This is a genomic window from Pseudalgibacter alginicilyticus (assembly GCF_001310225.1).
GTDB classification, from domain to species: domain Bacteria; phylum Bacteroidota; class Bacteroidia; order Flavobacteriales; family Flavobacteriaceae; genus Pseudalgibacter; species Pseudalgibacter alginicilyticus.
Window position 1 is genome coordinate 3,589,547 of sequence record NZ_CP012898.1, and the last position, 23,278, is coordinate 3,612,824.

The 23,278-nt window shown below is 32.5% G+C and carries 13 protein-coding genes; 9 read left to right on the forward strand and 4 right to left on the reverse strand.

Features of this window, described 5'->3' with window-relative positions:
• Positions 1–22: 22 nt before the first annotated feature.
• Together APS56_RS15030 and APS56_RS15035 are read right to left on the reverse strand one after the other, a co-directional pair.
• The gene (locus APS56_RS15030) at positions 23–3,148 is read right to left on the reverse strand and encodes a TonB-dependent receptor (RefSeq protein WP_082379371.1); all 3,126 of its coding nucleotides are present in this window, start codon (positions 3,146–3,148) and stop codon (positions 23–25) included.
• An 86-nt stretch (positions 3,149–3,234) separates the two neighbouring features.
• Positions 3,235–4,257 (reverse strand): FecR family protein, encoded by a 1,023-nt coding sequence (locus APS56_RS15035; RefSeq protein WP_157757684.1) that lies wholly within the window; start codon positions 4,255–4,257, stop codon positions 3,235–3,237.
• Positions 4,258–4,822: 565 nt separating this feature from the next.
• Between APS56_RS15035 and APS56_RS15040 the strand changes: the two genes are divergently transcribed.
• Positions 4,823–6,427: a sulfatase family protein gene (locus APS56_RS15040; RefSeq protein ID WP_082379372.1), complete on the forward strand. Its 1,605-nt coding sequence runs from the start codon at positions 4,823–4,825 to the stop codon at positions 6,425–6,427.
• 341 nt (positions 6,428–6,768) lie between these two features.
• On the opposite strand, the gene aldA is transcribed toward APS56_RS15040, so the two are convergent.
• Positions 6,769–8,208, reverse strand: a complete 1,440-nt coding sequence (aldA, locus tag APS56_RS15045) for an aldehyde dehydrogenase (RefSeq protein ID WP_054730211.1) — start codon at positions 8,206–8,208, stop codon at positions 6,769–6,771.
• A gap of 337 nt (positions 8,209–8,545) precedes the next feature.
• A complete protein-coding gene (locus APS56_RS15050; RefSeq protein WP_054730216.1) occupies positions 8,546–9,445 on the reverse strand; it encodes a helix-turn-helix domain-containing protein in 900 nt (299 codons plus the stop codon).
• A 100-nt stretch (positions 9,446–9,545) separates the two neighbouring features.
• On the opposite strand from APS56_RS15050, the gene rhaD reads away from it, so the two are divergent.
• The 8 genes from rhaD to APS56_RS15090 all read left to right on the forward strand — a co-directional run bounded on the left by rhaD (position 9,546) and on the right by APS56_RS15090 (position 23,126).
• Entirely contained in the window at positions 9,546–10,340 is a 795-nt protein-coding gene (gene rhaD, locus APS56_RS15055; RefSeq protein WP_054730218.1) for a rhamnulose-1-phosphate aldolase, read from the forward strand.
• Positions 10,341–10,381: 41 nt separating this feature from the next.
• Positions 10,382–12,169 (forward strand): L-fucose isomerase, encoded by a 1,788-nt coding sequence (locus tag APS56_RS15060; protein ID WP_098946184.1) that lies wholly within the window; start codon positions 10,382–10,384, stop codon positions 12,167–12,169.
• A gap of 255 nt (positions 12,170–12,424) precedes the next feature.
• A complete protein-coding gene (locus tag APS56_RS15065; RefSeq protein ID WP_054730220.1) occupies positions 12,425–13,735 on the forward strand; it encodes an FGGY family carbohydrate kinase in 1,311 nt (436 codons plus the stop codon).
• Positions 13,736–14,495: 760 nt separating this feature from the next.
• Complete coding sequence (locus tag APS56_RS15070; protein WP_054730226.1) at positions 14,496–15,539, forward strand: T9SS type A sorting domain-containing protein; 1,044 nt, start codon at positions 14,496–14,498, stop codon at positions 15,537–15,539.
• Positions 15,540–15,620: 81 nt separating this feature from the next.
• Entirely contained in the window at positions 15,621–17,933 is a 2,313-nt protein-coding gene (locus tag APS56_RS15075; protein ID WP_054730228.1) for a chondroitinase-B domain-containing protein, read from the forward strand.
• 134 nt (positions 17,934–18,067) lie between these two features.
• Positions 18,068–20,263, forward strand: a complete 2,196-nt coding sequence (locus APS56_RS15080) for a heparinase II/III family protein (protein ID WP_236778433.1) — start codon at positions 18,068–18,070, stop codon at positions 20,261–20,263.
• Between the two features lie 191 nt (positions 20,264–20,454).
• Positions 20,455–22,728: an alginate lyase family protein gene (locus APS56_RS15085; RefSeq protein ID WP_054730231.1), complete on the forward strand. Its 2,274-nt coding sequence runs from the start codon at positions 20,455–20,457 to the stop codon at positions 22,726–22,728.
• A gap of 23 nt (positions 22,729–22,751) precedes the next feature.
• Positions 22,752–23,126 (forward strand): cupin domain-containing protein, encoded by a 375-nt coding sequence (locus tag APS56_RS15090; protein ID WP_054730235.1) that lies wholly within the window; start codon positions 22,752–22,754, stop codon positions 23,124–23,126.
• The last annotated feature ends 152 nt before the right edge of the window (positions 23,127–23,278 follow it).

Here is a 23,278-nt window from a genome sequence, read left to right on the forward strand (position 1 = left end):
TTAAAATGTTCTTAGTTCATTTTTATAAGCTGAATTTGATACCGAATCTGGACCAAAAACCAAAGTTTCTAAGCTCTTTTGGTACATTAGGAGCTCCATAATAGGTTCTGTTTTCAGAATTACTGATATTTACAAATTCAGCATAAATACTCAAGTTTTTGTTTATCATTTGGCTTGCAGAAGCATCAAATTGCCATCTGCTTTCTACGTATTCGTCTGAAAGACTGTTGTATCCAACCCCATCTAAAAAGGCGGAGTTGTAATTGGCTGTGAACCTACATTGAAATCCTCCTTTGGCATATGATAAGGCTAAGTTTACAATATTTTCAGATTGACCTGGTAAAATATCTACTTCCTCTCTTGTGGTAGGTTGGTTATTTTCATCAAAACGGTTGGCACGGTTGTTAAATTCTGTTTTTCCTCGGGTTAATGTATAGTTGGCGTAAACACCTAAACCACTTAAAAATCCTGGTAAGAATTTAAGATTTTGCTGGTAAGCCAATTCAAAGCCATACAGTTGTGCTTGATCTCCATTTACCGATTGGTAAACTGTAATATCATCAACTCCCAGAAAGGTTTGATTATTAGTTTGAATATAAATGAAGTCATCAAGTTTTTTGTAGAATAACCCTCCAGATAAAATCCCGACACTTCCAAAATAGCGCTCAACCATGAAATCAAGGTTCAAAGCTCCAACAGGCTTAAGGTTGGGGTTGCCTATAAACGCCTCTTGGTCATCAGCATCAAACGCTTTGTCATCGCTCACTAAATCGCCAAAATTAGGACGTGCATACGAATACGTACCTGCCATTCTTAGATTTAAACTTTCATTAGCTGCGTATTTAAAATGCAACATGGGTAGGAAGTAATTATAGTTGTTATTACCTTCTATTGGAAGAATAGCATCTTCAGTAGCGTCCCATATTTGTGTTTTTACGTTCGTTTTAGTAGCCTCAAATCGTAAACCACCTAAAACCATTAATTTAGAGAAATTCATAGTGCCCATCACGTATCCAGCATACACATCTTCAGAAATTTCATAATTGGTGTTTGCTTCTTCTTCTTCAAAATCTTCTGCACCTACATCCTCAAAGTCATTCGGATTGTTTTTTATGTAATCTATGGTGTTTTCCCATTCTGGAGATGCTCCCAATTCATAATCACCACCAAGTAGTTCGTGATTAAAATCCCTGTCACCTCCATTAGTAAAGTTGTGCTCATTTAGTGCAGGAGCATCTCCACCACCAGCGTATTCGTAAAGTTCAAAAAAGTCTTTTTTATAATCTCTGTATGACGATCTTACTTTGGCTCCAAATTTTATGGAACCATTATTCTCTGCTAGCTTCCAAGGCATTTCTAAATTAAATTTACCTGTAATATTTCTAGAGTGGGCTGACGTACCAGAGTATTCATGTTCAATAAAACGATAATTGGAATTATCTTTCCAATCAAATGGTTGCCCATTAAGTGTGGCAGATGTAATTTGTGGTCTGTCAACATTAGAACGGTCTATATTTATTGATAGGTTATCGTCTGAAATTCCAAATACTGGTAAATGTTCATAAGGCGTAACTGCATTACCTAATGATATCGATCCTTCATAATCAATAGTCATATTAGGAAGTATGTGCTTTGCGCCCAAATTGTAACTTTGAACTCCTTGGTTTTCTTGACGATATTTGATTCTTTTAGCAATCTCGTTATCGGCTTCATTAAAATACCACCTTCTCGATTCGTCCAATTCAAAAAGTTGGGTATAAATGGTATTTAAGTAAAACTCAGTATGGGCGTTTGGTTTAAAATCAAAGCGTCCACTAACACCAAGTCTTTTACGTATATAGTAGGCATCTTCTAATTCATACTCTTCAAATACAAGTCCATCAGGATTATCATCATAATCCATCTCTACCATGTCTACATTTCTATTACTTTGATAAAAAGTGGTGTTAAGCAATACTCCAAATTTCCCGGAATCGTCAGGATCGCCACCAAATCTCTTAGCAAATTGAACGGCATATTGCTGGCCTAATTGTTCTGGATTATTTTGCTGAACTTCGGTTCCGATAGAACCCTTTACTTCCAATACTCTTTTGGTGGCGCCTCTAGTTACAAGGTTAATAGACCCTCCAATAGCATCGCCATCCATTTCGGGTGTGATGGATTTTGATACTTCCATATACGCTAACTGATCTGCGGGAATAGCATCCAGAGCTGTTTGTCTTACCTCTCCTTCTGGGCTAGGTATTTGCTCTCCATTTATATTTACATTGGTGAAATAAGCAGGCAATCCCCGCACGCCAACGTAGCGTCCTTCACCGTCACCAGCATTGCGATTGATATTAATACCCGGAACTCGTTGCAAGGCTTCAGCTGTATTTGAATCTGGGAATCTTCCAATTTGATCTGCTGCTACTACATTTTTGATGTTAGAGGCATTCTGTTGTTGATTCAATGCTTTTTGTTGCCCTTCAAGCGCCACATTTATAGTGACATCTCCCAGCTCATACGTAGCACTTATTAATGATACATTGAGAGCCGTTGTTTGACCTTCCACAACAGTAATGGCAACTGTTTTACTTTCATAACCTAAGTAAGTGATTTGCACTTCGTAACTACCTGACTCCATATGAAAAAAGAAGTTTCCAGTCATATCAGATACCGCCCCAATTGTTTTGCCTACAATTTTAATTGAGGCGCCTGGTAAGGCCTCATTGGTCTGTTCGTCCATGACCATACCTATTACCACCCCTGTAGAATTTTGTGACTCTTTTGTGTCTTTAATACCTCTTTTTGATTCGTTATGTTTAACATTTATAGTACTATCCATCTGTTTAAAAGATAGTACTGTCTCTTTAGAAATTTGGTTGAGAACATCAGAAACTTTGCCATTTACAACTTTAATATTTACTTCTGCTTCCATGTTTATCTTTTGAGAATTATAAGAAAAATGGAAACCTGTTTTATTATTTATTATATTGAATATTTTTGTGATGGAAGCTACTTCAACTAGCGTAATATCAACATCATTAATACTCTTAAACTGTAATGGACTGGCAAAGGCCGCGTTTCCCAAAAAAAACGGCATGAATAATATTATTAGGATATGTTTAGGTATCCATTTGTAGTAAGGAGATGACTTTGTTTTCATTTTAGTTTTTTTATTAAATAATTAGGGTTGTTTTTATGTGCACTACAGCGCCGTAGTAAAATTATTTTTTAGAAAAAGCTTGTAATTTAATCGCAGGCAGCATTGTCTATATAAACTACCTTATCTATAATTGTATATTTTAAATTCATAGAATAACTTAATGAGCCAAGTACTCCATTAACATCTTGATTTTCAAACTGTGCCGTAATGCGACAATCATCAGTCACTTTATTATTTAGTTTAATCTCAATGCCATACCAATGGGCTATTTTATGAGCAGCTTCATCCAGTCTTTCATTATCAAAAGTTAAAATGTCATGTCGCCAAGCTGTTAAATTTTTTGAATTAAAAGTGCCTAATTCAGCTTTATCTAACGACTTATTATAAACTAGTTGTTGGTTGGGGGTTAATGTTTTGCCTTGCACTTCAGTTGAAGAGTTCCCTGTTTCAATATATACTTTCCCTGTTACCAGAGACACTGTGGCATGATCATTTTCTGGATAATTATTCACATTGAAAGAGGTTCCTAAAACCTCTGTTTTTAGTGTGCCTGATTGAATGATAAAAGCCTTGTTTTTATTGTGTGAGACTTCAAAAAAGGCTTCTCCTTCTAAAAACACTTCTCTTGTGTTTCCTTTAAATTTGCTAGGAAATCGTAAGGTGCTCGATGCATTAAGCCATACTTTACTGCCATCTGAAAGTTCAATGTTTTTTAATCGCTCTCCCGGGGCTGTAGAAATTTCAGTGTAAGTAATTGGAGAAAGGAACTCGTTTATGTTGGGTAATAACCAATAGGAGCTATAAGCGGTTGATATTAAAATAGCAATGGTGGCAGCTACTTTGGCAAATTTTAAATGATTGGTTTTTAATTTTTTTATTTTATGCTCTTGCTTTATAGAGGTAGTAATTCGTTTATATATAAGTTCATTAGGTTTTTCGGCTGGGGTTTCAAAAACCGAGTTTATATCTTCATTATCAAGGATGTCTTTATATATGGTCTGGCCTTCATCAGTAGATAATAATTCCATTACATACTCAAACTCTGCTGTACTGCATGTGTTTTCGATGTATTTGATGAATAATTGGTTTAGTTCGTTTTCTTTATACACTATTTGTCTCTTTTGTAATTTGGAATGCTACAATACATCCCCTTATATTTACTAATACACATTATTTGGAGTATATGTATGCTCGTCTAAATAAAAAACACAAAAATATGGTTTCAATGTATCATCGCTTTACCCGTTGTTCAGCCAAATTCCCCCCCTCCCCATCGAAAAAAATGCACCCGAACTGTTGGAATACTACATTAGTCAAGACATTAGATTGCGAGATTTAGAGTTAGATAAATTAACTTTGAACCATGAAGAAACTTTTATTAACAGTACAAAATTTTAAGAGATTCAGAGTTTTTTTTATCTTTATGTAAGGAATTATATAGCGTTTTTTATGTAATATAGCACTTATGTTAGTATTGTTGGAGACGCTGCTCCATACTCCTTAATTTTAGAAAATATCTGAGGCTTTAAAAAAACATATATTTGGGTTGGAATTTGAATCTAATATATAAACGAAATCTTAGCCTACAATTAATTTAAAAATTCAGAATTATTGTGGATTTTTGTTTTAAAGTTACGTATAATGAAAATAAATATTTACTAAACAATAATAAATATGAGTATTTTAAAGCCATCATTGAGTTTAATTTTTATTGCTTTTTCATTTTTGTTTTTTGAGTGCGGACCAGAAAAAAAGAAACAAAAAATAGAAAAGCCAAACATTATTATTATTTATACAGATGATCAAGGCTATGGCGATGTTAGTGCCCTGAATCCTGAAGCTAAATTTCAAACACCTAACATCGATAGAATAGCAAATGAAGGGGCTGTATTTACTGATGGGCACAGCAGTGATGCGGTTTGCTCACCTTCAAGATACTCATTATTAACAGGTAGGTATAGTTGGAGGACATCTTTAAAAAAAGGAGTTCTTGGGGCGGATGGTCCTTGCTTAATTGAAGAAGGGAGAATGACAATAGCTTCCATGCTTCAAGATGCAGGCTACAATACAGCTATGGTAGGGAAATGGCACTTAAATATGCAATTTGAAGGACGTTTAGGTGAAAATAGGGATTGGTCAAAACCGTTTACAGAAGGTCCTACTTCAAGAGGCTTTGATTATTTTTTCGGAATACCAGCATCTATGAACTTTGGTGTTTTAACATATTTAGAAAATGATAGCGTCTTAGAACCGCCAACATTATGGACTAAAAAGAAAAGCAATGATAATCCGAGATCTTATGGAAATAATGCAACGCCAGCGGATTATAGAATGACACCACCTTATGAAATAGAATATAAAAAAGGATGGTTAGAGGTTGCGCCTTCTTTTAATGATGAATTAGTTCTTAAAACATTTGCAGAAAAAGCAGTAGCATATATCAATAAATCTGCACAAGATGCTAAAAACGGGAAACCATTTTTTTTGTATATGCCTTTAACGAGCCCACATTTACCACATTGTACGCATCCAGATTTTCAAGGAAAAACAGACTGTGGTAATTATGGTGATTTTATGGTGGAAACAGATTATAGGGTAGGTCAAGTATTGGACGCTTTAAAAGCAAATGGTATAGAAGAGAATACATTGGTTATATTTTCTGCTGATAATGGAGCAGAAACAAATTATGTGTATCAACGTGAAACTTTTAACCACTATAGTAGTTTACATTTTAAAGGAGGAAAGCGTGACATATACGAAGGAGGCCATAGAGTGCCTTATTTAATGCGTTGGCCTAAGACTATAAATGCTGGGCAAAGAATAGATTTACCTGTTAGCCAAACAGATTATTTGGCTACCATTGCAGATATTGTTGGACAGAAAATTCCAGAAAATGCAGCCGAAGATAGCTATAGTTTATATCCAATTCTAAAAGGAGAAAATTATGATAGTACAATAAGAGGAGAAATTATCCATCACTCGGCTTCTGGTTATTTTGCTATTAGAGCAGGTAAATGGAAACTTAATATGTTACGGGGTTCTGGAGGGTCATTAAAGCCTACATTGATTCAGCCAAAAGAAGGTGAAGCTTTGTATGAACTTTATAATATAGATGATGACCCAAGCGAAACAACCAATTTATATTTTGAGCATCCAGAAATTGTAGAGAAATTAACCCAAAGAATTACGGAAATTATAAAAAATGGCAGAACAACACCTGGTGCTCCTCAAGATTATGTGAAAGGTGATTGGGAGCAACTTACATGGATGCAACCATAAACGTTTTAAGTAATACTTATAGGTTTGCTGAAGAAACACGATTAATTCTGAAACCTTATTTCGTTTCTCAAGTTTATAAGATGATTATTTTGTTTGATGTTATAAACTGATTTAACAAAATCTTTTACATAGTGTGAAGTTTATGTGTTTTTTGCAAATTGAAACTATAATCTATTTTCCAATATCATAATTAAACGATTTACTGAGAATAAATTTCTAAACTATTTGATTGGGATTCCTAAATACTATAAGTGTATTTTTTATGTTAAAAAAAGCCTATCCATTTGTTAGATATATCTTTTTATCTAAAATGAATAGGGCTTTTTAAGACTTAATTTATGTTATCTATATTGTGCATATATCACTTTAGTTTGTAGATATTCTTCCATACCGTGTTTGCCATCTGCACCTCCTACTCCAGATTTTTTCCATCCTGCATGAAAACCTTGAATAGCTTCAAAATGTTCCCTATTAACATAAGTTTCACCAAATTCTAATTCTTCACATGCATGCATAATTTTATTGAAGTTTTCAGAGTATATAGAAGATGTTAATCCAAATTCACAATCGTTTGCTAAGGCAATAGCTTCGTCTAAAGTGCCAAATTTCATTACAGGTAATACAGGACCAAAAACTTCTTCCTGAACAATTTGCATATTTTGTTTTACATTGGTTAAAAGTGTTGGTTGATAAAAATATCCACGATCAAATTGACTTGATCTTTGGCCGCCAATAACTACTTCAGCACCTTCTTTTTTAGCATATTCAACCATTTCGGTTACTTTATCCACTTGATCTTTAGAAACCATACTACTCATATCTGGATTATTAGTAGAAAATGCATCTTCAACTTTTACCTCAGACATTTTTTTAGTGATTTTTTCCATGAATTGATCATAAATTGAATCTTCAACATATACGCGTTCAGCACAATTACAAACTTGTCCGCTAAAAATAACTCTTGAAGATACCACTGCTTCAACTGCTAAATCTAAATTAGCATCTGCGCAAACAATTGCTGGAGCCTTACCTCCTAACTCTAAAGAAACCTTTGTTATATTTTGAGAAGCAGCTTCCATTACTAATTGTCCTGCACCAACACTACCTGTCAAACTAATAATACCTGTAATTGGGCTTTTAGAAAGTGCATTTCCAACAATACTGCCTTTTCCGCATACAAAATTTAATACGCCGGCAGGAACACCTATTTTTTCTATTAATTCAGCAAATGCCATCACCGTATTAGGCGCAACAGAACTTGGATTGATAATGCATGTGTTTCCCGTTATTAATGATGGTGCAATTTTACGAGCCATTACAAAAAACGGGAAGTTCCAAGGTAGAATACCAACGGCAACACCTATAGGAGCTTTATGTAAATAAATATGTTCTTTTTTACGGTCACTTTGAATAATCTCACCTTCAATGCGTCTAGCCCAACCTGCGTTATAGTCAAAATAATCAGCTGTAACATCAATTTCAACCTGTGCTAATCCCATGACTTTCGCTTGTTCTGAAGCTAAAGTTTCAGCTAAAAAGACTCTGTTTTCACGAATAACATCAGCCATTTTATGTAAATAACCAGCTCTTTCTATTGCTGTTAATGATTTCCAAGCATGTTGAGAAGCTTGTGCGGCATCTAACGCTAATTCTGCATCTTTTACACTCCCAACAGGCATTAAAGATAATACTTCTTCAGTGCAAGGGTTTAAGATTTCAATTACGTCTGTTGAAGTAGATTTTATAAACTTTCCATTTATAAATTGGTTGAATTCTTTCATGTTATTTTTCGTTTAGTTTTAAATTTGAATAAAAATGATTAATGTTGGTTTTTTATAAATAAACAAATGCAAATATGATTATTGTATAGTCGTGCCTTACAAACTTAAGTTATAATTTATATGAAGTGTTTATCCATAATAATCAATAAAATGTATAATTTAAACATTGTTGAAAATAGTGGATACTAATTTTTTAAGTTTTAGCTAACTAAAGAACATACATACCAGATAGGAAGTGTACATGATATCCCATTAACTTTGGTTATAATTTTTATTAGTATGAAAAAGTAAGGGTGTGGTATTTTTTATTAAAAATAATACTGGTATGCGAATAAAATTAAGTGTATTTACCAGATTTGTATGAAGCAGGTGTTAGCCCTGTAACAGATTTAAACACTCTAGAAAAATGATAGCGGTCTGAAAACCCTAAACTAAAAGAAACATCTTCAATGGTTTTATTACTGTGTTCAAATAACTCGCAAGCTTTTGCTATTTTTCTATTTTGAATAAAATTATGAAGGGTAATATTCATTTCTTCTTTAAATAATCGAGCAAAGGAATTTGGTGCCATATTTATCAATGATGAGAGGTCTGCATTGCTTAATTTTTTGTTGATATTAACTTCTGCATAACGAATAACCTGTAAAACACGCTCATCCATGTTAATGGTTTTCCATAGTTCAGGGCCAATATTGGTTAGGGCTTCTTTAATAAAAGCTTGTAGCTTTAAATTAAAAGTGAATTTAAAATCAGTGTTTTCTATCTTTAATCGGTAGGTTAAGTAGTCTAATCTTTGTTTTAAATAATCGGTTAATTTAATTTTTAAAATACCAGGATAAACATTGTCAAATGGTACCCCTAAATTGAAATGTATAAAAAAATGAATAAGAGCTTTTTCTTCAAAATCATTTTCATTAAAAAGGTTGGTAAGATGTTTACCAGAAACATGGATCCCTTCATTATAAACATGGTTTTTTGTGTAACGGGAAGAAAAAGAAGTAAATGGCGGTATGATAAAAATGTGATTGGCATCCATTTCAAAAATGGTGTCTTGATGAATTAATTGTCCGCCGTCATTTTTATTCCAATACAACCTCCAAAAAGGAAAAACCATATCGTGGCAATCCCATAAATTTATTAACCAATACCTACAACATAGCAATTTTAATTTTAGATCTATAAAGTGCTGTTTGTTGGAAGAAGGGTCTCCTAATTCAATGTTTTTTACAAACTTCATTTAAGGTTATGTTTGAATTAGATACAAAAATACGGATTTTGAATATTTTATAAAGCTCATGTTGAAAGTATTTTTGCTATATAAATTTTATTTAAATACTATGAAAACCTTAAAACTTCCAATTGAAGTAGAAGCTGAATTAAAAAAAGTGTCAAAAGTAGCAGGCTACTTATGGCAAAGAGAATGGGCTGAAAGAAATGCTGGAAATATTTCTATGAATCTAACATCTTTTTTTTCAAAGGAGGATGTGGAAGGTATTGGAGAAGAAGTGCCTTTTGATTTCCCTAAAGAATCTGCTGGGTTTGTTTTGTACATTACTGGTACAGGTTGTTATTTAAGAGATTTGGTAGATAAATTAGAGGAGGTATCATGTATATTATATATAAATGAAACCGCAACAGCATTCTCAATTATTTGGGGAGGAAAACGTGAAAATTTTGGACCAACTTGTGAGTTAATTTCTCATGCTAGTATTCATTTATTCAACTCAAAGTATCACCCAGAAAATTTAGCGGTTGTTCATACACATCCTTTGGAACTGATTTGTATGAGTCATCATGAATTATTTAATGATGAAGAAGAATTAAACAGACAGATATGGATGATGTGTCCAGAGGTAAAAGTATTTGTGCCTAAGGGTATTCACTGTACGCCTTATGCCTTATCAAGTACCGTGAATTTAGCCAAAGTAACTATAGAGGCTTTTAAAACAAGAAATGTATCGCTATGGGAAAAACATGGAGCAACAGCCACTGCGCCAGATGTTATGAAAGCATGGGATTTTTTAGATGTAGCCAATAAAGGAGCAAAGTTACTGATGATGTGTTGGGCAGCAGGATTTAAGCCAGCTGGGCTCTCTAATGCTCAATTGAAGGAATTAGAACAATTTACTTAAAGATTAATATCAAACGTAATTAAACAAAACATCTAAATATAATGAATAGATTAATAGGTAGATTACCAAAAGTAGGCATACGTCCCGTAATAGATGGGCGTGAATTAGGGGTTAGAGAATCCTTAGAGGTTCAATGTATGGATATGGCCAAAGCGGCTGCAAAATTAATACAAGACACATTACGTTTTCCAAGTGGTGAACAAGTAGAATGTGTTATTGCAGATACCACTATTGGCGGGGTAGCAGATGCGGCAGCTTGTGCTGATAAATTTAAGAGAGAAGGTGTGGAGGTGTCTTTAACAGTAACGCCTTGTTGGTGTTACGGAACTGAAGTTATGGATACAGACCCTTTAATACCTAAAGCGGTTTGGGGGTTTAATGGAACAGAAAGACCTGGCGCTGTGTATTTAGCAGCAGCCTTAGCTGGTTATTCTCAAAAGGGATTACCAGCGTTTGGTATTTATGGTAAAGAAGTTCAAGATGGTGGTGATAAAACCATTCCTCAAGATGTGTCAGAAAAGATTTTACGTTTTACGAAAGGAGCCCTTGCTGTAGCGCAAATGAAAGGTAAATCATATTTATCAATTGGGTATAGTTCTATGGGTATTGCAGGCTCGATGGTAGATGTTAATTTTTTACAAGATTATTTAGGAGTAAGAGCAGAGTTTGTTGAGTCTGTAGAGCTTTTAAGACGTATGGATAATAATATTTTTGATCAAGAAGAGTATGAAAAAGCCTTAGCTTGGACCAAAGCAAATTGTGAAGAAGGGGAGGATAGAAATAGTCCTGAAAGTCAGAAATCTCGTGAGCAAAAAGATGCCGAATGGGAAAAGGTTGTTAAAATGACTTTAATCTGTAAAGATTTAATGAATGGAAACCCAAAATTAAAAGATATGGGCTTTGGTGAAGAGTCTAAGGGTAGAAATGCTATTATGGGAGGTTTTCAAGGGCAACGACAATGGACAGATTACCAGCCTAATGCTGATTTTACAGAATCTATTTTAAATTCCTCTTTCGATTGGAATGGGATTCGTCAGGCTTATGTGTTTGCAACAGAAAATGACTGCTTAAATGCCATTTCTATGCTCTTTGGTCATTTATTAACAAATAAAGCGCAGTTATTTTCAGATGTACGTACGTATTGGAGTCCAGAGTCTGTGGAGCGTGTTACAGGTAAAAAATTAACGGGGCTTGCAGAACATGGCATCATTCACTTAATAAATTCTGGTTCTACTACCTTAGATGCTACAGCACAGCAATTAGATGCAGAAGGAAACCCTACCATGAAGGCTTTTTGGGATATTACGGAAGATGATGTTCAAAGATGTTTAGATAATACCAAATGGCCTCCAGCAACAGTGGAATACTTTAGAGGCGGAGGATTCTCTTCTAATTTCTTAACTAAAGGCCAAATGCCATTAACTATGTGTAGAGTTAATTTAGTTAAAGGTATTGGACCTGTTTTACAAATTGTTGAAGGGTGGAGTGTAGAGCTACCCGAAGATATTCATACCGTCTTAAATGAAAGAACAGATCCTACTTGGCCCACAACTTGGTTTGTGCCAAGAACTACAGGAAAAGGTTTCTTTAAAGATGTGTACACAGTAATGGCTAAATGGGGAGCTAATCATGGAGCTATTTCTCATGGACATATTGGAGCCGATTTAATATCGTTAGCAGCTATGCTACGTATTCCTGTAAACATGCATAATGTGGATGAAAATGATGTGTTCAGACCAAGTGCATGGTCGGCTTTTGGTGAAAACCTTGAAGGCGCAGATTATAGAGCTTGTAAAAACTACGGACCAATATATGGTTTCAAAAGTTAATATTAACACCCCAGTGGTTATAGGTTGAAATTAGTAGGCGTGTTTTTGAATTAGTTTTATTTTTTCGATGTATAAAAATGACAAGGCTTATCCTTTTTATGGTTACTAAATCACTAAAAGGAGGCTTTGTTGTTCTTTTCTCTTGTAAGTGAAACTCCAAAATTGAATTTTGACACCAAGAATGTGGTTACATAAATATTCTATAAGTCTGCTGAAAAATACGGAGGCTGTAATAATAAAAAAGTAATAAATGCCATGAAAAATGTTATAGCAATTATTGATATTGGAAAAACTAATAAAAAAATTTTTTTATTTGATGAGACTTTTCAAGTCGTTTCTCAAAATACCGTTCAATTTAAAGAAATTAAAGATGATGATGGTTTTAGTTGCGATGATATCGAATCGATAGAGAATTGGATTCAGGATGAAATAAAAGCAATTCAAGACAGAGGTGTTTATAAAATAAAAGCTATAAATTTTACCACGCATGGTGCTTCATTGGTCTATCTAGACAAAGCAGGTAAACGTATTTCTCCTTTATATAATTATTTAAAACCACTTGATGTTAATGATTATAATCATCTTTATGAATCTTATGGAGGGGTAGAGGAGTTTTCTAGAAAAACAGCGTCTCCAGCTTATGGGATGTTAAATACAGGTATTCAAATGTTATGGCTTAAAAATCATAAACCAGAAGTTTGGAAGCAAGTTGATACTATTTTGCATTATCCACAATATTTAAGTTATTTGTTTACCAAAAAAATAACGGCAGATTTTACTTCAGTAGGGGCACATACTGCTACTTGGGATTTTGATACCATGCAATATCATGACTGGTTAAAAGATGAAAATATCAGTCTGCCAGAACCTTGTAAAGGCAATAAAGCCGTTATAGCAAACATACATGGAGAGCATATAGCTGTTGGTACAGGCTTGCACGATAGTTCTTCTTCTATTATACCAATTTTGGAAAAAGAAAAGAATAAAGATTTTGTACTGCTATCTACAGGAACTTGGATTATTGCTATGAACCCATTTAGTAAAGAAGCTTTAACACAACATCAATTGCAAAGCAACTGTTTGTGTTTTATGACTCCTGAAAAGCAACAAGTAAAGTCTTCTATGCAATTTTTAGGCCGTATTCATGAAGTGTATATAAAAGCTTTAAGTGAATATTTTAAAGTTGATATAAATACACATTTAGACATGGTTTTAAATCCTACACTTTGTGGTGAATTAATAGATCATGATGCTCGTGTTTTTTTAGCAAAAGGTATAGATACAGATTTTGAAGCGCATAGCGATTTACTTCAAAAATTTATTTCTTACGAAACGGCTTATTATCAATTAGTTTATGAGATAAGTAAGAAAGTGATTTCAGGAATTCATTTAATTTTAGATGAAAATTCAAATATATCTAAGGTTTATATTTCTGGTGGATTTAATAAAAATGAAATTTTCATTAAATTTTTAACTCTTTTAAATCCAGATATTAATATTAAAATTTCAGATTGTAAAAATGAAAGTGCTTTAGGGGCAGCTTTACTAATGAGAGATTATTTATAAGTAACAAACCAATATAATTTAATTGATAAAGGTTGTTTATCAAATTGTATTGAGGAGCTTTAGTGTCCAATTTCTATAAAAACTTTAAATAAGACATGTGTTTTTAGCTACATAGTACTGTTGTTAAAGGCATTTGCAATTATATAGTAAAATACTATCACTTCATTTTACTAAGTCTGCAGAGTCCGTTTAAGTGGATAGGTAGACAATTCATTACCATTAATTAGGTTAGCAACTGGTTTTCCTGAAAAGGCATAGCGAAAATAATCTCATGCTTTTCGGTAATGTTGTTTTCTTAATTAAGTATATCCATACTTTTCCATACTAAAAATTCGACGAAATCAATTAGCTTTTGGAACTTCTACATTGCAGAAATATAACGTTTATTGCGTTCTCATTGATACCAAAGAAACCTTTATATGTAAAACTTGCTGAAGGACTTATCATGCCATTTTAAAGTATATGTGGTGGTCTTCTTATTTAGTATCTCATATTTATTTTTTTATTTTTAGTTGTAATTGTTTGATTGTTAGTAGTTATAGCTTCAATATTTCTAAAATGTATTTTTTTACTAAAAACATACAAAAAAAATAGCCTGTATGTTTTTTTATGTTAAAAAAATTTGCATAACAAATATTTATACATATATTTGGAGAACCAATCTGGTAAACCAATTTGGTTTTCCAATAAACTATAAACTTAACCTACTAACTATAAACGAAAATTATTACTAATTATTTAAACTTTAAAACTATTAATTATGAAAACAAAACTATTTTTACTTTCTTTTTTATTTTTAGTATTTAGCGAAATTAAAGCACAGGTTACGCTTCCTTATTATGAGCCATTTGATTATCCAGAGGGTAGTCTTCTTGTTTCTAATGAAGGCAATTTAGGGCCTTGGTTGAGTACGTATACAGGTAATACAAATGGAGATCCATTGATTGTTACATCGCCAACTTGGTTTTTATTGCCTAATCAGTTAGCATTTACACAAGTAGGGGAGGCAGTTGGTTTCCAGGGTGGTTCGGATGATCCTGTAATAACATTTGCACCTCAAGGCGATGAAGGTTTTATATATTCTTCATTTATTTTTAAAGTTACAGACCAATCAGATGTAACAGATACAGCAGGAGGGTTTATATATTCTTTTGGTAAAGTCAATAGTGAAAATAATGGTTATAATTACTGTTCAGCAGTCTATCTTAGAAAAACAAGTGAAACCACCTTTAATATTGGTGTTTCTGAAACTAATAGTGCAAGTAAAGCAGCTTGGTCAGCAACTGAATTTACATTAGATCAAGAAGTTTTTATTATAATTGCTTACGATATAGCTGGTCAATTATCTAAAATGTGGATTAATCCAGATATATCTGGATTAGAACCAGCAGTAACTCTTGACACTACAGCAGATACTGACACTGGAAGTAGAGACGATATTGTTGTTGTTAGAATTAGTTTAGAAGGTAATTCAAGAACTCCTTCTACAATTTTAGACGAAATTAGAATTGGTAATACATGGCAATCTGTTACAGATCAACCTGAACTAAGTGTTTCTAAAAATGAATTAGAAAGCAACATTAATATTTTTCCAAACCCAGCAAACGATTATATTACAATCAATACTAAAAATGATTTTAAAGTATCTTCTATAGAAATGTTTAGTTTGTTAGGTCAGAAAGTACTAACGCAAACGGAGTTGAAAAATAATCAACTTAATGTTTCTAACTTAACACGAGGTGTTTACTTATTAAAAGTAAGTGCAGATGGTGGAAGCTTCACTAAAAAGATTGTTATTGAATAATAATTTTTATTAAATACATATTAAAGCCTTTTAATTATTAAAAGGCTTTTTTTTTCAAAGAAACTAAACTAAATTAAAACCATGCAAAAAATCCTGTTTTTTTTAATTGTATTTGTTCTGTTTACAGCCTGTAATAAACCAAGTACAATAAACCAAATTAAAGTAACAACCACACAAGAGCTGCAAGAAGCTATTAAAAATGCCAAAGCAGGCGATAATATTGTTATGGCAAATGGCGTGTGGAGAGATGTTGAAATTAAATTCATTGGAGAGGGTGTAGAAAAAGCACCAATAACTTTAAGTGCAGAAACTCCAGGTAAGGTTTTTATTGAAGGTGTTTCTAATTTAGAATTAGCTGGAAATTATTTGGTAGTTGATGGTTTGTTTTTTAGAAATGGGTATACACCAACCGAAGATGTTGTGTCTTTTAGAACAAGTCAAGAAAAAGTGGCTAACTATTCTAAAGTAACTAACTGTGTCATTTTAGATTATAATCAGCAACAACGAGATAAAGATGATCATTGGGTTCAATTGTATGGGAAATATAATGAATTTAGTAACTGTTACCTTGCAGGAAAAACAAATGGAGGCCCCACACTAAGAGTTGATATTAAGGGAAATCAAAGTATTAGAAATTATCATAAAATTATTAATAATCATTTTGGGCCCAGACCTAGAAAAGGTGGAGCGCGGGGAGAAACCATTCAATTGGGAGATAGTTATACCTCCATGTCTCCAAGTAATACGATTATTGCAAACAATTTATTTGAAGCATGTAATGGAGAGGTTGAAATTATTTCGAGCAAAACAAATTTTAATGAAATTAGAAATAACGTTTTTTATAAAAGTGAAGGTTCTGTGGTAACACGTCATGGTAATTATGCTGTTATTGATGGTAATTACTTTATTGGAGATGGAGTCAATAAAAATTATGGAGGAATAAGACTTGTAAATACAGGGCATTGGGTTATAAATAACTATTTCTATAATATTATTGGTGAAAACTTTAGAAGTGCTTTAGCTGTTATGAATGGTATACCAAAGTCGCCATTAAATAGATACAACCAAGTTACCGATGTTGTGGTTGCTTACAATACCTATGTAGATTGTAAATCGCCTTGGCAATTTGGAGTGGGAACCAATATTGATCAATCAGAAGTGCTTCCAGAATCAGAAATACGTTCTGCCAGAGTGCTTAGAACCGAAGTGGCTAACAATATTATTTATAATAAAATAGGAGATGAAAATGTAATTATTGAACACGACAAGGCTGATGGTGTTACATTTAAAAATAATCTAATTAACAATCAAGGTGTAGATTTTGGTGATACTGATAGGATTCAGGCATCTGAATTTGAATTAACAAAAGTTAGTGAGTATATTTATTTACCTAAATTAACAACCGAATTTGATGTTTATCAAGGTTTTGGTTTTGAAGCAATATCAAAAGATTTATTCGGGAATTCTAGAGAAGATAACAATTCAATTGGTGCAACTGTTCAAGGTGAGTATAAAGCCCCCAATATTTTAGATAAAACAAAGTATGGCGCAGATTGGTATTCCAATGTTATAGAACCAAAAGAGGCTAATATTATAGAGGTAACTAATACGGTTGGAGAATTAGAAACGAAAATAGCTGCTGCTGAATCTGGAGATGTTATTTCTTTAAGTCCTGGAATCTATAATGTGTCAAAATCTATAGTAATTAATAAGCCACTTACTATTCAATCTAAGGAAAACGAAAAAGTTGAAATTGTTTTTGATGGTGAAGACAACACTCCTTTATTTGAACTAAATCCATATGGAGTTTTAGAGCTTCAAAGTGTTTTACTTAGAGGAAACGGAAAGCAACAAGCTTTTTCCAGTTTAAAGGAAAATATGTCAAATCACTTTGGATTAACTGTTTCTGGATGTGAGATTAATAATTTTAATTATGTACTAAAGGCCTATAAACAAACATTTGCCGAAGAAATTACTTTTAAAAATACGTCTATTTTTAATTGTGAAAATGGTATTGAATTATCGGAAGAAACAAATGATAAAGGGGATTATAATGTAGAGTTTTTAACCATTGATAACTGTCGTTTTACAAATGTAAATAAAAATGTGATAGATTATTACCGTGGTGGATATGATGAATCTACTATTGGAGGTAATTTATTGGTAACCAACAGTACTTTTACTAATTGTGGAGCAAAAGAAGAAAATAAAATTTTAATTAATCACAGAGGTATTGTATATGTAAATATCAATAATAATACCTTTAAAAACAACAAGGTAGACTTTGTTTCTATTCTTTGGGGAGCAAAAGAAAATTATGCATCGGATAATGAAATTAGTAATTCAGGCACCATAAAAACCGAGGAAAATTTAAAAATGAAACTGATGTATTAGTGTTTTGTTTTAAATGTAAAAAAAGCAGCAGCATTAAAATTAATCGTTTACAACAACCTTCAAAAAAGTATATCATGCCTTTATTTATAAGAAGTTTAAAGTGTTCAAAAATAATTTTAATGCTGTTTGCTTTTATGATAACTACGTCATTTTTTGCACAAAATATTCCTGCAAAAAATGTTATTGAAAACCAAAAACTTTCAGCTTATTTAACCGATGCTGTTAAAGATGATTTAGGAGGAGATAGTAAAATTACAGAAGCGATTCTGGCTGCATATCTTCGCGCAAAATTTTCCGAACGTTATTTTTATAATTGGCAGGATTTTGAGACACGATTTTCTACTTATAAATTAGAATATCCCCATGTTATAAAAAATCATGAGGAACGAGCTTTGCAGCATATGTCTTTATTTCAAGATTCTACACAGTGGGTACTACCGTTCAATTATAAAAATGGCAAGCCTGTTAATGCGTATGCTTTAAGGCATTTGGCACGTCAGCATAAAATGGTAGATATTGCTTTTTATTATCATTATCAAAATCAGGACATAAAATATTTGAACTATTTTAAAAACCAATTACAATCACTTAATGTGGCATTTCATTTGGGCGCTTATGAAAAAATTGAAGATGGGAATGGTGTTTATGAAGCTTTTCGCTCTGGCTACCGCATTTTAAATTGGTTACATATTCATAATATGTTTTTGGGTCAAGAAAATTATTCTGATGCAGATCAACTAACTACTATCGCAACATTGCTTCAGCATGGGGCGCATTTGTATGAACATAATGCTGAGTTTAAACCAGGCAATCATCAAACAAGAGGATTATCTGCCTTAGCGATGCTTTCTATTTTGCTAAGAGATTTTAAAGGAACCAATAAGTGGTATGAGCGCTCTATGGAGCTTTTGGAGCAACATTTATCTAAAGAAATTAATGAAGATGGTTTTCAATTTGAACGTACAATTCATTACCATATGAGTGATATTGGGAATTATTATTATGTATATCAGTTAGCCAAAATAAGTAAGTTAGATGTTAAACTTTTTTGGAAAGAAAAGTTAAAATCGCTTTTTGTAAGCTTAACAAAATTAGCATATCCAGATAAGTATGCTCCTGTGCTTTCCGATGATACAGATGAGCCTTGGGCAGAAAAAAATGATATTTCAGGGGCCTTAACTTTAGGGTATTTATTATTTGATTCGCCTAAAATGGGATATTTTGCTAATAAAAACGTGTCATCAAATATGTTTTGGTATGTTACTGATGATCAGCTGAATATATTGAATAATATTGAATCGCAATTTCCAACCATGAAATCTGTTGAATTTCCAACTACGGGTTATTATATTATGCGAGAAGGTTGGAAGCCTGATGATAAAATGATGATTATTTCTTCGGGATTGGATACCGAAAAACCAGACCATCAACATGGTGACATGTTAGGAGTACAAGCTGTAGCAAATGGTAAAGTGATACTTCCAAATTATCAAGTAAGATATTCCCTTGAAGATTTAGAATTATTTAAAAACTCTATGACAAAAAATGTTGCATTGGTTGATAATGAATTACAGGGTAAACAATATACGTCTAATCAAGGTGGGAGTGGTTTTGGCAAATTTCTTCAATTGCCAAAACCAAAAACTATAGTTTGGAAAACTAATAAAAATTTAGATGTTTTTATTGGTAGTCATGATGGTTTTAAAAATATAGGTGTTGATTATAGTAGGCAGGTTATTTATTTGAGAGATGATTTCTGGATTGTAAAAGATAATTTTTCATCAGATGAATATCATGATTATAAACAAGTTTGGCAAGGTCATTACAGTTTGGAGGAAGGAGCTAACTTAATTCGCTCCACGTTTGATAATGCCTCCGGTTTAGATATTTTTCAAATTTGTGAAACAGATTCCGTATTTAGTTCAGGACAGCGTGGTAAACAATGGTCGGTAATTACTAAAAGAAGAAAAAAAGCATTTAATTTTATTACTGTTTTATATCCATATAAAGGATATTCTAATAGAATAGATGAAACAAGTAATGAACCAAAAATAAAAGGCTGGGAGATAAACAACTCTAAGCTGAAGTTGTCAGGTAATAACGTTTCTTCATTATCAAAACAAGACGAAAGTTTGTGTTTTTCAGTTAAAAAAATTGAATATAATGAGATTTTAATTGAGTTTTCTGAAGTTTCAGACGTTTATATATTATTTAAGGATGATAGTTTTGTTATTCAATCCTTACATGATAAAAATATTCAAGTTTTATTTAAAAATTCTAAATTTATAAAATCCATACCCCTTAAGCCAGGAGAGATATTAACTTACTGAAACATGAAAATGTGAATTTGCTTTTTAAAAAATATATTCATTATTTTAAAAAATAATCCTAATGATGTTAAATTTTTTAAATTAATACTATAAGTTTTGATTTAGTGCTAATTAACTGTATATTTGGTAAACCAATCTGGTAAACCAATGAATAAAAGTTGTTTTATCAGTTACCAACTAAATTAAATCTAATGAAATTTAAAAATTATAGCTTAATTATAATATTGTTAGTGTGTTTAAATTTTATTTCTTGTAATGAGCAGACTGCAAATACTAATAAAACAGAGCAGGTGGTTGTTGGATCTGAGCACCCAAAGCTTATTCTTACCAAAACAGGTGTAGATAATATACGAAAATTATTGGGAACTATTCCCATTTTTGACGCATCACTTCAAGTAACAAAAGAAGAAGTGGATGCAGAAATAGCACTTGGTATTGACATACCAATACCAAAAGATTTTTCTGGAGGTTATACACATGAAAAACATAAAAGTAATTTTTTAATTTTACAGAAAGCAGGTGTGCTATATCAGATATTGGATGATGAAAAGTATGCTAAATTTGTAAAAGACATGCTTATGCAGTATGAAGCTATTTATAAATCCTTGCCTGTGCATCCTCAGACACGATCTTATGCTAGAGGAAAATTATTTTGGCAGTGTTTAAACGATTCTAATTGGTTGGTTTATGTGAGTCAAGCTTATGATTGTATTTATAATTATTTATCCAAAGAAGAACGGGATTTATTAGAAAATAATTTATTTCGCCCATTTGCAGATTATATTTCCATAGAAAATCCCCAGTTTTATAACCGAGTACACAACCACAGTACTTGGGGAAATTCTGCTGTGGGTATGATTGCTTTGGTGATGGATGATGATGACTTATTACAACGTGCATTATATGGTATTAAAGACGTAGGCTTAGATCCAGAAGCAAAAGATAATGACGGTGGTTTTATAAAAGATAAGGATGGTAGAGCTGGCTTTTTAGCTAATTTAGAAGAACCTTTTTCTCCTGATGGTTATTATACTGAAGGACCGTATTATCAGCGTTATGCAATGTATCCCTTTTTAATTTTTGCTGAAGCTTTGCATAACGTTAAACCTGAATTAAAAATATTTGAGCATAAAAATGGGGTTTTATTAAAAGCTGTGGATGCATTGTTGCAATTATCGGATGCCGATGGTGATTTTTTTCCACTAAACGATGGGCAGAAAGGAATGTCTTATTTTACAAGTGCTATGGTGTCCACAGTAAATATTGGTTATTATTTTGGTTCTCAAAACCCTGGGCTTCTTAGTATTGCTAAAAAACAAGGACAAGTTATGTTAGATGATTCGGGCTTAGCAGTAGCTATTGGTATAAAAGAAGGAAAAGCAAAACCCTTTGAAAAAAAATCAGTAAACTTAACCGATGGCCCAGATGGAAAACAAGGAGGAGTTGGTGTGTTAAGACACCAAGGCCTGGAGGTTGTTTTTAAATACGCCGCACAAGGTTTGAGTCATGGGCATTATGATAAATTATCATTTTCACTTTATGAAAATGGTGATGAAGTTATTCAAGATTATGGTTTAGCTCGTTTTGTTAATATAGAACAAAAAGGGGGGGGGAATTATTTGAAAGAAAACACAACTTGGGCAAAACAAACCATAGCACATAATACTCTTACGCTAAATGCCACCTCCCATTTTGAGGGTAAATATGAAATAGGAAGTAAGCATCATTCTAATTTGTATTTTTTTAACTTCGATAATCCAAAAATTCAAATAGCAAGTGCAAAAGAAAATAATGCCTATCCAGGTACTGAAATGCATCGTACTATGGCTATTATAAAGGACGATAATTTTGAAAAACCCTTTGTATTGGATATAATGAAAATACAATCCAATACAAATAATCAATATGATATGCCTTATTATTTTTTAGGTCAGGTTATTGAAACTAATTTTAAGTATAATGTAACCAGTACTTTAAATGCATTAGGAATCAAAAATGGCTATCAGCATTTATATGTTGAAGGTGTTGGGCAAGCACCTGAAGAAAACACTAAGTTTTTATGGCTTGATAAAGGTCGTTTTTATTCTCTGACCTCTGTTTCAACACCCTCTGATGAATTATTTTTTACACGTATAGGAGCTAATGATCCAGAGTTTAATTTACGAAGGGAAGCAGCATTGATGACGCGAAGAAAAAACACCAAAAATACTATCTTTGTTTCTGTTATAGAACCTCACGGTAGTTATAGTCCAGTAAGTGAATTGGCGCTAAATTCAAAGAGTAATATAGCTGCATTGAAAATTGTTTTAGATACAGAAGATTATACAGCTCTTACAATTACAGATGTAAAGGATAACACCAAATTATTTGTAATATCTAATACAAATGCTTCAAAAGAAGCAAAACATACATTGAAAATAAACGAAAAGAACTACAGTTGGACAGGTTCTTATTATTATAAATAAATTAATCATAAAAAATTAAAAAAATGAATCGATTTAGTGAAAAGTACATCATTACAAAAGATATGGAATGGGAAGAACTTGGAGGAGGTGTGTCTAGGAAATTCTTAGGTTATGATAATCAAATCATGATGGTAAGAGTAAAATTTGAAAAAGGCGCATTTGGTTCCCCACATCAACATTTTCACACACAAGCAACATTTTGTGCTTCAGGAAAATTTGAATTTGAAATTGATGGTGAAAAGAAAATCGTTGAAGCAGGTGATGGCATTTATATTGAGCCCAATTTATTGCACAGTGCACTTTGTTTAGAGGCAGGTGAACTAATTGATACATTTAGTCCTGTAAGAGAAGATTTTTTGACTGGTGCAGGGGTGTCTTATTTTGGGGATAAGTCATAAGTCTACAACTATTAGCTTCAAATAGAGCTTATAAGTTAAAATTAATGAGATAAAAATAAAAAAGATAGGTGTAAACCTGTCTTTTTTATACCTGTTTACTTCCTGTTTAAGAGGTGCTTTGGAAAGTAAATTTTAAAATGTTTTTTTCTCAA

Coding starts and splice junctions, on each gene's coding strand:
- APS56_RS15085 (WP_054730231.1), top strand. CDS start 20,455: ATGAAATTTAAAAATTATAGCTTAATTATAATATTGTTAGTGTGTTTA.
- APS56_RS15030 (WP_082379371.1), bottom strand. CDS start 3,148: ATGAAAACAAAGTCATCTCCTTACTACAAATGGATACCTAAACATATC.
- APS56_RS15090 (WP_054730235.1), top strand. CDS start 22,752: ATGAATCGATTTAGTGAAAAGTACATCATTACAAAAGATATGGAATGG.
- aldA (WP_054730211.1), bottom strand. CDS start 8,208: ATGAAAGAATTCAACCAATTTATAAATGGAAAGTTTATAAAATCTACT.
- APS56_RS15080 (WP_236778433.1), top strand. CDS start 18,068: ATGATAACTACGTCATTTTTTGCACAAAATATTCCTGCAAAAAATGTT.
- rhaD (WP_054730218.1), top strand. CDS start 9,546: ATGAAAACCTTAAAACTTCCAATTGAAGTAGAAGCTGAATTAAAAAAA.
- APS56_RS15070 (WP_054730226.1), top strand. CDS start 14,496: ATGAAAACAAAACTATTTTTACTTTCTTTTTTATTTTTAGTATTTAGC.
- APS56_RS15065 (WP_054730220.1), top strand. CDS start 12,425: ATGAAAAATGTTATAGCAATTATTGATATTGGAAAAACTAATAAAAAA.
- APS56_RS15075 (WP_054730228.1), top strand. CDS start 15,621: ATGCAAAAAATCCTGTTTTTTTTAATTGTATTTGTTCTGTTTACAGCC.
- APS56_RS15040 (WP_082379372.1), top strand. CDS start 4,823: ATGAGTATTTTAAAGCCATCATTGAGTTTAATTTTTATTGCTTTTTCA.
- APS56_RS15060 (WP_098946184.1), top strand. CDS start 10,382: ATGAATAGATTAATAGGTAGATTACCAAAAGTAGGCATACGTCCCGTA.
- APS56_RS15050 (WP_054730216.1), bottom strand. CDS start 9,445: ATGAAGTTTGTAAAAAACATTGAATTAGGAGACCCTTCTTCCAACAAA.